This window comes from Pseudoalteromonas rubra (assembly GCF_004212645.1).
In the GTDB taxonomy this organism is placed as follows: Bacteria; Pseudomonadota; Gammaproteobacteria; order Enterobacterales; family Alteromonadaceae; genus Pseudoalteromonas; species Pseudoalteromonas rubra_G.
Genome location: NZ_PPUZ01000014.1, coordinates 20207 through 35190, shown reverse-complemented (window position 1 = coordinate 35190; position 14984 = coordinate 20207). Strand labels below are relative to the sequence as shown.

Sequence of the window (14984 nt, the reverse complement as noted above, 5' to 3'; positions counted from 1 at the left end):
GCTTAATTAAGTGTTCTATTTTGAGGCGAGAAAATAGGGTCGATAACAAGGCAAAAATTTTGCTATTTAGTTGTTCTAAATGAGAAATTTTTAACATAGTTAGCGTCATATTTGCTCAGTCAAATTGAACAGGTATTAAGTGAAATTGGTATAGCTAAATGGGGAATTATACACGCTGTTGTGATGAGTTTCATCCAGCGTTGACAGGGGGTGGAATAAGCGGCCACGCCGGGCCGCTTATTGAGGGTTAACCTTCATACCCGTTCGGGTTTTGGCTTTGCCAGCGCCAGGTATCCTGCATCATCTCATCGATGCCACGCTCTGCTTGCCAGCCCAGCTCATTCAGGGCTTTTTCGGGGGCGGCATAACACGCGGCAATGTCGCCATCGCGTCGCGGTTTTATTTCGTAATTGATTGACTTACCTGCAGCTTTTTCAAAGGCTTTGACCATGTCCATTACCGAGTAACCATTGCCTGTGCCAAGGTTGTAGACATGCGCGCCAGGTTGCGCAGCAATCTTATCCAGTGCTTTCAGATGACCAATGGCCAAGTCAACAACATGAATGTAGTCGCGTACACCGGTGCCATCATGGGTGTCATAGTCATTACCAAACACGCCCAGCTTTTCTAGTTTGCCCACCGCAACCTGTGCAATATAAGGCAGCAGATTGTTTGGAATACCATTGGGGTCTTCGCCTATCTGGCCTGAGATATGTGCACCAACCGGATTAAAGTAACGTAAAATCGCAAACGCCCAGCGCGCATCTGATTTAGCCAGGTCTTGCAGGATCATCTCCACCATCAGTTTAGAGGTACCGTACGGGTTTGTTGTGCCACCCACGGGGAACTCCTCACGGATCGGTAAACTGGCGGGATCGCCATAAACGGTTGCAGAAGAACTAAACACCAACTGAAATACACCGGCATCGCGCATTGCATCGAGTAAAGTCAGCGTGCCCTGCACATTGTTTTGATAATACTCAACTGGCTTTTGTACCGACTCACCGACCGCCTTTAATCCGGCAAAGTGGATCACCTGCTCTATCTGATGTTTAGCAAAAACCCCGTCGAGAAATGCTTTGTCGCAAATATCACCCTGATAGAAGGTCGCAGTACGACCTGTCAGTGACTCTACGCGCTGCAAAGCCTGCTGTGATGCATTACTCAGGTTATCGATAACAACCACATCCGCGCCTTCACTCAACAACTCCAGCACAGTATGCGAACCAATATACCCGGCACCACCGGTAACTAAGATGGTCATAGTACTTTTCCTAAAAATATAACTGAGCTCATTGTAAACGATCACGTCGGATGTGTCAGTGTTTGGCATTTAATGAAGGTAGCTGTTTAAGCTTGATCGCACACAAACACTAGCCGCCCGCCTTGCTTACTGAGACGCGAAATATTCCCGGCACAATAAGCCGACAAATTGCGCCATAATTGCACTTTATTTGGGCTATCAAGCTGACGGGTATAAATGCGATTACCAATGGCATAAGCAAGGGTGTTGTCATCAAACCAGGTGTAATAATGTACACTGGCTGGCAGCGCAAAGTGTTGCGTCACTAGCTGTGTGTCCGCATTGAAACTGGCAAACCACTGCTGGCCTTGAGTGGTATATGTGAAGCTGTATATCGCCCGCGCAGGATTATAGGCCAGGGTCCGGCCGATATCACTGGCCACGACTTTGGGTAAATGCCCTTTTAAATCGGTGAATTGCAAAGTGTGTGGCGCGCCAAGAATGAACATTACCAGCTGTTCGTCTTCGCCCCAGGCATGGTAACCGACAGGGGCAATATGCTCAAACAGTCGCCTCGGTGAGTGTGCGTCTGAAAATGGATAAAACCACAATTTTTGCGAGCCATCGGCTTCAACGACCACCGCAGAGAGCCCATCATCATAGGGATACAGAGTGGGTGAATATTCAGACACCGGAGTATTGGTGAGATTACGGGCCTCTTGAGTGGTAAAATCATAAAAAAACAGGTCAGTTTGGGCCCCTTCAGGACTTTGAACCTGCTGCGTAAAATAGACGCCATTGTCGACAACCAAAGGCTGGTTGTGGTAGCCATCCGCAGCGCTAATTGGTTTGACAGAGAGCGTACCGGCGTGTTCTTCCGCCAGCCACAACTGAGAGGCTGGCATCGCATTGAGCGCGCCCGTTACGCCCCATAGCAACCCGATTGTGATGATCTTTTTCAGCATTGTCATTGTGTTATATCCCTTGTTTTTTTCGCTATCATACCGGGCGAGCGTAGGAACTCAATCATCGCTATGCAAGTCGCCGCGAAATGCCTTGCGAATTTTCCCTTATCGAGTAACATCGAGAGGTGTTAATCGGAAGTTACGCTCAGGCCAGCTGAGCCAGGTAAGGGGACACAATGTCTGCAAAGCATCCAATCATCGCGATCACGGGCAGTTCTGGTGCCGGGACCACCACCACCACAGCCGCGATTAAGCACATTTTTCGCAGCCTGGACGCCAAAGCTGAGTTTGTCGAAGGCGACAGCTTTCACCGTTATACCCGCCCGGAAATGGATAAGTTAAAACGCGAGGCCCTGCAAGAAGGTAAACACCTGAGCTATTTTGGTCAGGAAGCCAATGACTTTGCCGCACTCGAAGCTCTGTTTGAAAGCTATGGCCAGACCGGCACCGGCCAGGTCCGACGCTACCTGCATACCTTTGATGACGCCGTGCCTTACAACCAGCTACCTGGTACCTTTACGCCTTATCAGGAATTGGACAGCAACAGCGACATGCTGTTTTATGAAGGCCTGCACGGCGGCATAGTGACCGAAGAGCATGATGTGGCCCATCATGTCGACTTGCTGATTGGTATGGTGCCCATCATCAACCTGGAGTGGATCCAAAAACTGATCCGCGACACCCATGAACGTGGTCATTCCCGCGAAGCTGTTATGACCTCAATCGTGCGTAGTATGGATGACTATATAAACCATATCACGCCTCAGTTCTCACGCACTCATATTAACTTTCAGCGTGTTCCTACGGTCGATACTTCCAACCCCTTTAGCGCCAAAGATATCCCCTCGCTGGATGAAAGCTTTGTGGTGATCCGCTTTCGCGACATCAAAGATGTCGACTTCCCCTATTATTTGCAGATGATCCAGGGCAGCTTTATGTCCCGCGTGAACACCTTGGTTGTCCCGGGTGGTAAAATGGGCCTGGCGATGGAGCTGGTGTTAACGCCGCTTATCAAAGACTTACTTACCAAGAAGCGGGCACTGGAGCAAATTGTACCGTTGGATTTGCCCGTTTAACGCACAGTTACACTTCACTGCTTGCGACCGGCCCGGCGAAGCCGTTACACTAGCACTTTTTCAGGGCATCGCGCATGGCAGTTATTAAGGTACTCGTCGGGTCAAAGAATCCGGTTAAGATCAATGCCGCAAGGCAGATATTCACGCAATATTTTCCAGATAGTGACATTCAGTGTGAAGGCTTAGATGCGCCAAGCGGGGTTGCCAGCCAACCGCTGGGCGAAGCTGACACACTACTGGGCGCTCAAAACCGCGTGCAATACCTGGTTGACCAGCACACAGCCGACTATTACTGTGCCATGGAAGGCGGTGCCCATCAATTTACTTATGGCCCAGCTACCTTTGCTTTTGTGGTCATCTCCAATGGTCAGCATGAGAGCATTGGCCGCAGTGCCAACCTGCCTTTGCCGCAACGGATTTATGATGCACTGCTGGCAGGGGAAGAACTAGGTCACGTGATGGACCGCCTGTTCAATACCGACAATATAAAACAAAAAGGGGGCGCGATAGGTTTGCTGACCAACCATCTGGCAACCCGAGAAAGTGCCTATACTCAGGCCCTGTTGCTGGCCATGGCCCCTTTTAACCATCCAGAGCTGTACGCATGAAATATACCCATATCCTCTTTGATGCCGATGAAACCCTGTTCAGTTTCAATGCCTTTTTAGGCCTGAAGGCCCTGTTTGCCCGTTACAATGTCGAGTTTAGCGAAGCCGATAACGCCGAATATCAACGCATCAACAAACCCTTGTGGGTGCAGTATCAGAACGGTGAAATAGATGCAAAAACCCTGCAGATCACCCGCTTTGCATTTTGGTCTGAGCGCCTCAATGTCCCGGCTGAAACCCTCAACCTCGGGTTTCTGGATGCCATGGCCGAGCTCTGTAACCCACTGCCTGGCGCAGCTGAGTTATTGCATGCTTTGCAGGGCAAAGCGACTCTGGCCATCATCACCAATGGGTTTACTGCCTTGCAGGAGAAACGCCTGGCACACACCGGATTCAAAGATTATTTTCACAGTATTGTGATTTCTGAGCAGGTGGGTGTGGCTAAACCCGATCCCCGCGTCTTTGAGCACGCACTGTCATTGCTGGGCAATCCAGATAAGTCTCAGGTACTGATGGTCGGTGATACACCCGCCAGTGATGTGCTCGGTGCCAATCGGTTTGGTATCGACAGCTGCTGGTTACGCCACCCGGGGGCCGAGTGCCCACCTGAAATCAGGCCAACTTATACAGTCGACAACCTGACGCAGCTTAAGGCTTTGCTGCTGGATTCAGAAACACAAAAGGCAAGCTAAGCTTGCCTTTTCCGCCCAATGTGTAGCCAGAGGGTTACTGCGCATTGCGCTGACGTAATACCTCAAACAAGCAAATCCCGGTGGCCACCGAGACGTTCAGACTGGATACAGTGCCCACCATAGGGATTTTCACCAGTACATCACAATGTTCGCGCGTCAGGCGACGCATACCATCGCCCTCTGCCCCCATCACAATGGCGATTGGGCCGCTCAGGCTGGCATCAAACAGTTCAGTGTCGGTTTCACCTGCGGTGCCAACCACCCAGACACCGGCTTCTTTAATGTCTCTTAGTGTCCGTGCAAGATTAGTCACCTGGATAAGTGGAACGGTTTCCGCCGCACCACAGGCCACTTTACGGGCCGTGCCGTTGAGCTTGGCCGACTTGTCTTTGGGCACGATTAAAGCGTGCGCACCGGCGGCATCCGCACTGCGTAAGCAGGCGCCAAGGTTGTGCGGATCCGTCACCCCATCGAGTACCAAAAAGAAAGGGGTCGATTCTCGGGCTAAGATCTCATCCAAATCGCGCTCGTTGAGCACTCTGGCTGCTTTAACGTTGGCAATGATCCCTTGATGCTGCTCACCATTAGCTTTGTTGTCCAGCGCCTTGCGCTGCATAAACTGCACAGAAATGCCAAACTTACGCGCCTCATTGACGACGGCATTGAGACGTTTATCGTCTCGCCCTTTGAGCGCATAGATCTCTAAAAAGCGCTCAGGGGTGGTAGATAAAATGGCTTCAATGGAATGGAAACCAAAAATTAATTCATTACTCAAGGTTTAAGCTCCCGCACTTGGTTTGTTTCTTTTACGCGCGTTTTTGCCAGGCCGTTTTGCCTTGGCTTTCTTTGCACTTTTCTTGGCTTTTTTCTTGCCGCTCAGTGTCCCTGCCTGCTTGGCTTTTTTGGCGCTGCCTTTGGGCGTGGTCTTCTTACCCTTTTTCGGCTTTTTGCCTTCGCTGTTAGCCGATTTCGCGTCTTTATCGGCTTTGCTGTCTTTGCCTGGGATCTTGCCGTCTTTCAGTTGCGCGCGGACACTGCCGGGGGCACCGCCAGTTGCCGCTTTACGGCGTCGTCTGGCATAACGATCCGGCACTGCTTCTTCCGCCAGCGCCAGATTAATGCGTCGCTCATCCAGGCTGACGGAGTTCACCACGACGCTCAACTTGTCACCCAATCTGAACACGCTGCGGCTGTGCTCGCCTATCAGGCAATGCTTGGCACCATCAAAGTGAAAATATTCATGGCCCAGGTTGCTGACATGGATCAAGCCGTCAATTTGCAGTTCATCGAGCCTGACAAACAAACCGAAGTTGGTAACCGATGAGATCACCCCGGTAAATTCATCACCCACGTGATCTTGCATAAACTCACACTTCAGCCAGTCCGCCACTTCGCGGGTGGCATCATCGGCGCGGCGCTCTGTCATAGAACACTGCTCGCCAAGCTGGTTAGCTTCGTCATTTTCGTAGGCATAAGCCCCCGAAACCTGCTGCCCCTGCTGGGCTAAAATGCCTTTAATCGCACGGTGTACCACCAAATCCGGATAACGTCGAATAGGCGAGGTAAAGTGCGCATACGCTTTTAAAGCCAGGCCGTAGTGGCCGATGTTATCGGGCTGATAGACCGCCTGTTTCATCGAGCGCAGCAGCATGGTCTGGATCAGTTCAAGCTCAGGGCGCTCACCCAGACCGGCCAGGGCCTCGGTGATCTCCAGCGGCGTGGGCTCGTGGCCCAGCGTGCTCTCAATACCCAAATCTTGCAGGAATAACCTGAACTGACTGAGTTTTTCCGGATCCGGCTGATCGTGTACCCGATACAGCGCACTGGCTTCGTGTTTTTCCAGTAATCGCGCTGCCGACACATTGGCGAGGATCATACATTCTTCGATCAACTTATGCGCATCGTTACGTACCACAGGCACAATAGATTCTATCTTGCGATGGGCATTGAACACAAAACGGGTTTCGAGGGTTTCAAACTCGATGGCGCCGCGAGCCTGACGCTCGGATTTCAGCGCCATATACATCTGATGTAATTCGCTGATATGCGGGTAAAGTTCGCGATATTGCTCGCGCAGACCTTCATCGCCCTGCAACATGGCGTGGACCTTAGTATAGGTCAGACGGGCATGAGAATTCATCACCGCTTCGTAAAAACGATAGCCCGACAGACGCCCCGCTTCAGACACCGTCATTTCGGCCACCATGCACAGACGATCCACCTGTGGGTTTAACGAACACAGGCCATTTGATAAGACCTTGGGCAGCATAGGCACCACCTGCTCAGGGAAATAGACTGAGTTCCCCCGCGAGATGGCTTCTTTATCCAGCGCACTGCCTTTTGGCACATAATGAGAGACATCCGCAATGGCAACCCATAAACGCCAGCCACCGGACTTTTTACGCTCACAGTAAACCGCATCATCAAAGTCCCGGGCGTCTTCCCCGTCTATGGTCAGCAATGGCAGCGCACGTAAATCAACCCGCCCCTGTTTATCCGGCTCGGCAACAAACTCGCCGTGTTCAGCGACCTGATCCAGCACCGCCTGAGGCCACTCATAAGGGATTTCATGGTTGCGCAACGCCACTTCAATTTCCATACCCGGCGCCATGTGATCGCCCAATACTTCAGTGACCTTGCCGACGGCATTCATTTGCTTGCTGGGGCTTTGCGTGATCTCTACCTGCACCATTTGGTTGTGGCGCGCACCATTTTCGCTGCCGGGTAAGATGATAATGTCCTGGGTGAGACGCGGATCTTCCGGCACCACCACGGCCATACCGTGCTCTACAAAAAAGCGCCCGACCAGCGGTGCCCGTTCTTTTTCGAGCACCCGTACAATACGCGCGTCTACTTTGCCACCAGAGCCGCGTGAACCGGCTTTCGCCAGCACCCAGTCGCCGTGCAGTACTCTGTCCATCTGATACTTAGTGATAAACCAGTCTTTGGCTTCCCCTTCAACCTCCAAAAAGCCAAAGCCATCACGATGCCCGATCACCCGGCCCTTTACCAGGCCATCGTCGGTTGGGATCACGTAACACTTAAACTTGTTGAAAAACAGCTGGCCATCACGCTCCATCGCTCTGAGTCGGCGCTTGAAGGCAATCTGTCGGTCATCTTCAAACACTTTGAGGTCCTGACATAACTGGCTGAAATTGTTTTTGTTGTTGCTTTTTTGTATGTGGTCAAGAATAAACTCACGGCTGGGTACCGGGTTATCGTATTTTTCTTGTTCTCGGCTGAGATAGGGATCCTGTTTAGACATTCACTGAGTATGTAGAGAAGTTATACCTGTATTCTAACTCAAATCCGGCCAATGGCCCACCTAACCTTGCGCTTTTTCAGGCACTCAGGCGTTCAGGCGCTGATGACAGGATTGCAGTGCCGAGGCACTTTGCTTGGCAAACTGATGCAAGGCAGACCAGTCTATATCGCGCTCCTGCGCTGCACGGCGTCGGGTCTGATGCAGTGCCTGGCGTAATGCATATAACCCCAGCTGCTCCACTTCATGCTCCAGTTGCAACAATTTTTCACGCAGCGATTCGTCGGCCTGAATATCGGCCAGACCACGTAACTGAGCAAATTCATAATCCAGTCGATCACTGAGATACATTAACCGCGAGGAAAAGTCGGAACGCTCGGAGGACTCGCTTAACTGGCGCTCAACAAAGGTCAGGTCCACATAGGCGGCCTCGGTTGCCGCCAGGCCACTGTTGTTTTGCTGTACTATGCTCTCTAATACCTGACGCAGCGCAGTAATACGCAAGGGCTTTTCCAGACAAGTGTAAATGCCCGCCTGCTGATAGGCCTGACGCGCTTGCTGATCAACGTCGCCGGTAAGCGCCACCACCACAGGTGGGTGTGCCAATCTCAAGTCTGCAAAACGCGATTGATACCATTCTAAGCCATGGCCATCCGGTAAGTGCATATCCAGCAGCAGCACGTCAAACTGGCTTTCAGTGAGCTGCTGCTCCGCTGCGGCCAGAGTTTCAACCATCTGATAACCCAGGCCTAAAGTATCGAGATACCCGCGTACCACCTCACGATTCAGATGATTATCTTCAATCACTAACACAGACATATCGCCCAACGTCGTTGGCCTGCTTTCGGGCACTTCTCTTTGCTCGCTCCGCTGCGAATTAACCTGCATCTCAAAGAAAAACTCACTGCCCTGGCCTGGGACGCTTTCGACCTCAAGGTCAACGCCCATGTTTTCCAGTAATTGCTTACACAAGGCCAGGCCTACCCCGGCGCTATCGGCAATAGCACGCGGCGCGCCAAAGGTGACAAAGGGTTCAAACACCTTTTGCTGTTGCGCGCGGCTCAGCCCGACTCCCGTATCTTTAACGGCGATACGCAGCTGATGACGGTTCGGGTTCAGCGCATAACCAAAGACGATTAATTCCACCTCGCCGCGCTCAGTGTATTTTATCGCGTTGGATAACAGGTTTTTGATCACCAGAGTAAAGGGATCTTTGTCTATCATGACCTGCAAATTGGCATCTATGCCCTGCATCGTAAGCGACAACTTTAGCTGCTTTTTCTCGGCCAGTGGTAGGAAGAAGGTCACTTGCTCTTTCAGGTGACTGGCGAGGTTAACCGGTTCTATAATGGTGTTGGGCACAGCGCCACGTGCCTGGAGTAAGATCTGATTGGCCAAGTCCGACATCGACATGGCGGTGGCAATAATCACATCACAAAACTGCCCGTGCTGCTGTGGCTCACGCGGGGCCCGTTTCAGTAACTCTGCGTGACCAACAATGGCATTTAACGGGGTTCTGAGTTCGTGACTGAGCAATGTAAGCGAGCGCTCTTTATGCTGCGCGGCAAGCTCGGCCCGATGGCGCAATTCATGGAGCTCTTTTTCACGCCGTCCGCTACACAACAAGCACAAAGAAAAGCATAAGATCAACGGCATCACAATGACGGACACGGAAAAAAACTGATTAACCCAGTTATTGGTGATCAAACTGTCGTGCTGAGTGTAATGATGCAGCATCGCCAGGCGCACGGAAAATACGATAAACAGACAAACACAGGCCGTCGCAAAGGCCCAGTGTGCTGGCGAAAAGCTCTGCCACTGGCGTCGCTGGCCCAGCCATAAAGCGCGCAGACATAGAATCATACTCAGCGCCCACCCCAGATAATTTAAAATCACCCTGGCGATAAAATTGGCATCAAAGTAGGTGTAATACAGGTAACCCGGGAAAAATACGCCCGCCAGTAAAACCCAGGGCCAGGTCAGCTTTGGCACCGAAAAAAATTGCTCACTGCCCCGACTTAAACAATACAGACCGATAAAGATCAGGCTGTTAGAGATAAAGATGGTCCAGGTCACAGACAGCGAAAAGGAGGCGATGAAAATACAACCAAACGCAGTACAGACAGAAAAACCAGCCCATAACCGGGTTCCGAGCAAACGACGATGAATATACCAGTTGACCAGCATAAACAGCGCACACACGCACGACGTCAAAGCCAGGATCTGTAAAAGTTGTTTCGGATCGCCCATACGTCATCAAACATCGTCAAAAAGAACTACTAGTATAGTATTAATTTTGTCCGCTCTGGAAGCAAAATCTAATCCACCTGACATTACACGACATTACACCTCATACTTTTATCTTGAAAAGTGCCTCGCCAGCTCAGGCCTGCATATCCGAATGGATGGATAAGCCACTACTCCAGGTGCCTATCATAATACTTTAGCAACCGTCAGTTACCGTGATAAGCTAATGAAAAACAAACCGAGTTCGCCATGCGCCCGGAACAATCCTCTCTCGTTAATTTACACTTGGCCGTGCTGCTGTTTGGCGGTACGGCGTTATTCTCCAAGCTCATTTCCCTGTCTGCGCTGGATATCACGGTCTATCGAACTGCCATTGCTTTTGTCACCTTAGCCTGCATTTTGAAATTTAAAGGCAGTGTATTCAAACTCAACGCCAGCAAAGACTATGGCGTGGTGTTAATACTGGGGATCTGCGTTGGACTGCACTGGGTGACCTATTTTGCCGCCATGCAAATGGCCGGTATCGCCGTGGGCGTGATTGCCTTTTTCACCTATCCGGTAATCACTGTGCTACTGGAGCCGCTGTTTTTTCACAGCCGATTAAAGCGCAAAGATGTCTTTACAGCGCTCGTTGTGATGATTGGCATTTATTTGCTGGTGCCCACCAGTGACCCCGGCAATCAAATTACCCTGGGCATACTGACCGGGGTGTTTTCTGGTGCCTTATTTGCGCTAAGAAACTTGCTGCAAAAGAAGCTGTTTTCCGGCTATGGCGGGCCACACACCATGTTTTATCAAACTCTGATAGCCAGCCTGATGCTCTGCGCTTTTGTCGAGGTGCCACCCACCGAATTAAATACTGAAAACCTCGTTCTTATCGTCCTGGCAGGCTGTGTATTTACGGCCATTCCGCACGCCTTATTTGCGTCCAGTTTACGTTACTTATCAGCCACTACCGCGGGACTGATTTCTTGCTTACAGCCCTTGTACGCGACTGTATTGGCTTATATGCTGTTGGCAGAAACCATCACTTTAACCACCCTGGCAGGGGGCGTCCTGGTTGTCAGTGCAGCCTGCTATGAAACGTGGTCGATCACAAGGAATAAGCTATGATCCAGGTTTATGCACACCGAGGTGCCAGTGGCAACTATCCGGAAAACTCACTCAGCGCAATTAAAGCGGCACTGGAAGTGGGGGTCGATGGCATAGAACTCGATGTACAAAGTTGTCTGGATGATTATGCCATTATTCACGATACTTGGCTGGATCGCACCACCAACGGCCGGGGCAAAGTCAATGAAACCACGCGAGCGGCGCTGTCCCAGCTTAAGCTCAGCAACAACGAAGCCGTACCAACGTTGCAACAGGTGCTCGATACCATAGGTCAGCAAACGACGATTAACCTGGAACTTAAACACACCTTCAGCCTGGACAAGTTTGTTGCAACCATAGAAGACAATGTGCAACGCGGCATCATTGCCAGACACCAGCTACTACTGTCTTCCTTTGATCACCACCAGCTATTGTGGCTTAAGCAAAAGCTTCCCTGGGTAAGGATCGGTGCACTCACGGCTTCTATTCCGCTCACTTTTGCCCAATTTGCCCAACAGCTCCATGCCGAAAGTATCCATATGGACAAGAACTTCATTAACCATGAGTTTGTTCAGGATGCCAAGCAGCGCGGCCTTAAAGTTCTGGCTTATACCGTCGATAAGGCAAAAGACATTGAATTAATGTTAGATTATGGGGTAGACGGCATATTCAGTAATTATCCCTGTTACGCCAAAATGGTGGTGCAGCAACAGCTAAACCAGACCTCAGCGGCAAAGTAAGCAGGCAAAACGCGCTGTGGATTATGCCGCTGATTAAAATAAATTGCTTAACCTGTAAACAGTTGCACCTGCCAGGTTTACTCTATACTGTATGCTAAACGGCACAGTGAAGAGCCTAATATGAGTTTGTACATGCGCATCTATAATTTGATCGAAGAATCTTTGTTCTTCACCCTGACCCGCAAGATTTTTGGTAATCTGGGGTTTTTATTAGTTTTTCAAATCATTACCTTACTGTGGCTACACAGTGAGCTGGCCGAACAAAATGGCTCAACCGGCGTATTCTGGTTGCTGGCCCTGGTATCGGTGGGTGCCTTTATTTTTACCTTCTTTTATATGCGCTACCTGATTGTGCGCCCCGTGCAGGCCATGCGGGACACACTAGAGCAAATTAACCGCCAGGACGGCGACCTCGATGCCAGGTTGCCGCAGTTCACCTATGATGAATTTCGCGACCTCAGCGAACAATACAATACTTTTACTCAGCACCTCAGCAAACTTCTGGCTGCCACCTACCAAAGTGCAGAAGCGGCGAATCGCAGTAATCAGCAGGTCACTGATTCGATGAAACAAACCGCTTTACTGGGTGGTCAACAAATCGATCAGGGCGATACCATTATCGCTGCCAGCGATCAGGTCACGCACAGTTTGCAAAGCATAGTGCACAACACGGATCAGGTTTATCAGGCCAATACGGAAAGTCTGCACTTTGTACGTGGCTCGTCACAGTCACTGGCGACGCTGGTGAAAGAAGTGCAGCAAATTACCCATCTGCTCGGCAGCTTTTCTTCTACCGTGGCCGGGCTTAAAGAAAACAGTGAAAACATCCGCAGTATTTTGAAAATGGTCGAAGAATTTTCCGATCAAACCAACCTGCTGGCGCTCAATGCCGCCATCGAAGCAGCGCGGGCAGGAGAAGCAGGCCGGGGCTTTGCCGTGGTCGCGGATGAGGTGCGTAACCTCTCAGTCAAGGTGAACGACGCTACCCGCCAGATCAGTGACTTTATTAACCAAATGGATGTGCTGGTTGGTGAAACCCATCAGGAGTCTGAGCAACTGATCGATCACTCAAGTTCTGCCGAGCAAGCCATTCGTACTACGTCGCAGGGCTTTGCCGATATGTCTGAGGACTTTGAGCGCAATCAGTCGCAGCTCGAAGAGATTGTCAGCGCCGTGCATCAGCTCGAGTCCACTCAGCAGCACACGCACCAGTCAGTACAACGCATTGTTGAGCTGGGGCAATCGGCCAAAGCACAGATTGATGCCGCCCTGACAGATTGTCAGGATGCACAGCAGCGCTCAACCAGAACACAGCAAGAGCTTAAGCGTTTTGTATAGGGCCTGCAAAGGCCCTTCAAGCTTAGTCTGACCTATGCTCTGTCAATATCAAACGCGATAACCTCTTTGAGCTGGGTTTTACCAGTCGCCAGCATGACCAGGCGATCGACGCCCAGCGCCACCCCAGCACACGCAGGTAGCCCTTGCGCCAGCGCCGCCAAAAAGCGCGGGTCTTTTGCCACAGGTGCCAGCCCCATTACTGCACGCAGCGCGTTATCTTCATCAAAACGCGCGCTCTGCTCAACTTCATCCGTTAATTCATTGAAGCCATTGGCCAGCTCCATGCCACGGTAATAAAGTTCAAACCGTCCTGCCACTCTGGGATCCTCGGCGTTGAGCTGGGCCAGCGCGGCCTGAGAGGCCGGAAAATGATAAACAAAGCACGGCGCCTGCTGACCAATTAAAGGTTCAATCTCCATACAGAACAGCAATTGCAATAGCGTATCGCGGTGTTGCTCCTGCTCTGCAATATGACCATGGCCGCGCTGTGATGCCAGCTGTCTTAGTTCATCCATAGACGCACTCAGCGGATCCAGGCCAAGATGGGTGATAAAGGCCTGCTGATAACTCAGTGACTCGGCTTCAGGGCAGCCCAGGATCGCCTGCATTAAGTCGTTCACTTCCGCCATCAGCGCAAATTCATCAAACCCGGGCCGATACCATTCCAGCATGGTGAATTCGGGGTTGTGATGTCGGCCTGACTCTTCATTGCGAAAGGCTTTACCAATCTGGTAAATCGCGCCACTGCCGGCAGCCAGCAGCCGCTTCATGGCAAATTCCGGTGAGGTTTGCAGATACAGAGGCGTACCGCTGGCATGACCCGGCCCGACAAATGTGGTTGAGAAGGTGGCAAGATGAGCGTCCGTCACTGAGGCTTGGGCCAGGCTCGGGGTTTCGACTTCAAGAACTTCTCGTGCGGCAAAAAAAGCACGAATTTTAGCGAGGATAGCGGCACGCTGACGCAGGGTATCGATACTGGCACTCGGTGCCCAAACAATGTCAGACGTGCCATCAGATGCTGAATGACTCATAATAACTCCGGACAAAAAAATCCCGGTCAGGACCGGGATTTACAGGTGACTTGTTGATGCAGGCTCACTTAATAACAAAGCGAGATAGCAACAAAGCGCACTGGCTTACTTAACACGGCTCACGTATTCGCCGCTGCGCGTATCTACTTTGATCACTTCACCGATTTGTACGAACAAAGGAACACGTACCACAGCGCCAGTGCTCAGCGTCGCAGGTTTACCACCGGTGCCTGCTGTATCGCCTTTCAGACCGGGATCTGTTTCAGTGATCTCCAGCTCAACGAAGTTAGGCGGCGTCACAGCAATTGGACTGCCGTTCCACAATGTGATGGTACACACATCGTTTTCAACCAACCACTTCACGCTATCGCCCAGTGCTTTTTCATCTGCCGCGATTTGCTCGAAGGTTTCGTTGTTCATAAAGTGCCAGAACTCACCATCTGTGTACAGATAAGCCAGATCGGTGTCCATGACGTCTGCACCTTCAACCGATTCACCAGACTTAAAAGTTTTCTCTAAAACTTTACCTGAGATCAGCTTACGGATCTTAACACGGTTAAACGCCTGGCCCTTACCGGGCTTGACCACTTCATTTTCCAGGATGGAGCAAGGCTCTCCATCGATCATAATTTTTAGGCCGCCCTTGAATTCGTTGGTGCTATAATTCGCCATCGTATCCTCTAATCTTTG

At 51.0% G+C, this 14984-nt stretch carries 13 protein-coding genes; 6 read left to right on the top strand and 7 right to left on the bottom strand.

The features are described 5' to 3' along the window. Nucleotides 1-247: 247 nt before the first annotated feature. Nucleotides 248-1264, bottom strand: a complete 1017-nt coding sequence (galE, locus tag C3B51_RS05650; protein ID WP_130244441.1) for a UDP-glucose 4-epimerase GalE — start codon at nucleotides 1262-1264, stop codon at nucleotides 248-250. A gap of 86 nt (nucleotides 1265-1350) precedes the next feature. After that, nucleotides 1351-2214, bottom strand: a complete 864-nt coding sequence (locus C3B51_RS05645; protein ID WP_130244440.1) for a hypothetical protein — start codon at nucleotides 2212-2214, stop codon at nucleotides 1351-1353. 170 nt (nucleotides 2215-2384) lie between these two features. Between C3B51_RS05645 and C3B51_RS05640 the strand changes: the two genes are divergently transcribed. The 3 genes from C3B51_RS05640 (at nucleotide 2385) to yjjG (ending at nucleotide 4584) form a co-directional block, all read left to right on the top strand. Further along, nucleotides 2385-3284, top strand: coding sequence for a phosphoribulokinase (locus tag C3B51_RS05640; protein WP_046004835.1), 900 nt, complete (start codon nucleotides 2385-2387; stop codon nucleotides 3282-3284). 74 nt (nucleotides 3285-3358) lie between these two features. Further along, nucleotides 3359-3892 carry an inosine/xanthosine triphosphatase gene (gene yjjX, locus C3B51_RS05635; RefSeq protein ID WP_125717003.1) on the top strand — a complete coding sequence of 178 codons (534 nt, stop codon included), beginning with the start codon at nucleotides 3359-3361 and terminating at the stop codon, nucleotides 3890-3892. Then, entirely contained in the window at nucleotides 3889-4584 is a 696-nt protein-coding gene (gene yjjG, locus C3B51_RS05630) for a pyrimidine 5'-nucleotidase (RefSeq protein ID WP_125717002.1), read from the top strand. Before yjjX ends, yjjG begins: the two co-directional genes overlap by 4 nt. A 34-nt stretch (nucleotides 4585-4618) precedes the next feature. On the opposite strand, the gene rlmB is transcribed toward yjjG, so the two are convergent. The 3 genes from rlmB to C3B51_RS05615 all read right to left on the bottom strand — a co-directional run bounded on the left by rlmB (nucleotide 4619) and on the right by C3B51_RS05615 (nucleotide 10096). Next, the gene (rlmB, locus tag C3B51_RS05625) at nucleotides 4619-5359 is read right to left on the bottom strand and encodes a 23S rRNA (guanosine(2251)-2'-O)-methyltransferase RlmB (protein ID WP_125717001.1); all 741 of its coding nucleotides are present in this window, start codon (nucleotides 5357-5359) and stop codon (nucleotides 4619-4621) included. A 3-nt stretch (nucleotides 5360-5362) separates the two neighbouring features. Next, a complete protein-coding gene (gene rnr, locus C3B51_RS05620; protein WP_130244439.1) occupies nucleotides 5363-7849 on the bottom strand; it encodes a ribonuclease R in 2487 nt (828 codons plus the stop codon). Nucleotides 7850-7933: 84 nt separating this feature from the next. Continuing rightward, entirely contained in the window at nucleotides 7934-10096 is a 2163-nt protein-coding gene (locus C3B51_RS05615; RefSeq protein WP_130244438.1) for an ATP-binding protein, read from the bottom strand. 246 nt (nucleotides 10097-10342) lie between these two features. On the opposite strand from C3B51_RS05615, the gene C3B51_RS05610 reads away from it, so the two are divergent. From C3B51_RS05610 to C3B51_RS05600, 3 genes are all read left to right on the top strand, one after another. Beyond that, nucleotides 10343-11206: a DMT family transporter gene (locus tag C3B51_RS05610; RefSeq protein ID WP_125716998.1), complete on the top strand. Its 864-nt coding sequence runs from the start codon at nucleotides 10343-10345 to the stop codon at nucleotides 11204-11206. Next, the gene (locus C3B51_RS05605; RefSeq protein ID WP_125716997.1) at nucleotides 11203-11925 is read left to right on the top strand and encodes a glycerophosphodiester phosphodiesterase; all 723 of its coding nucleotides are present in this window, start codon (nucleotides 11203-11205) and stop codon (nucleotides 11923-11925) included. The genes C3B51_RS05610 and C3B51_RS05605 overlap by 4 nt, the downstream gene beginning before the upstream one ends. Nucleotides 11926-12045: 120 nt before the next feature. Further along, nucleotides 12046-13263, top strand: coding sequence for a methyl-accepting chemotaxis protein (locus C3B51_RS05600; RefSeq protein WP_206076602.1), 1218 nt, complete (start codon nucleotides 12046-12048; stop codon nucleotides 13261-13263). A 32-nt stretch (nucleotides 13264-13295) separates the two neighbouring features. Here C3B51_RS05600 and epmA read toward each other — a convergent pair whose 3' ends face one another. Then, nucleotides 13296-14294 (bottom strand): elongation factor P--(R)-beta-lysine ligase, encoded by a 999-nt coding sequence (gene epmA, locus C3B51_RS05595; protein WP_130244437.1) that lies wholly within the window; start codon nucleotides 14292-14294, stop codon nucleotides 13296-13298. A gap of 105 nt (nucleotides 14295-14399) precedes the next feature. After that, nucleotides 14400-14966 carry an elongation factor P gene (efp, locus tag C3B51_RS05590; RefSeq protein WP_046004845.1) on the bottom strand — a complete coding sequence of 189 codons (567 nt, stop codon included), beginning with the start codon at nucleotides 14964-14966 and terminating at the stop codon, nucleotides 14400-14402. Between the last annotated feature and the right edge of the window lie 18 nt (nucleotides 14967-14984).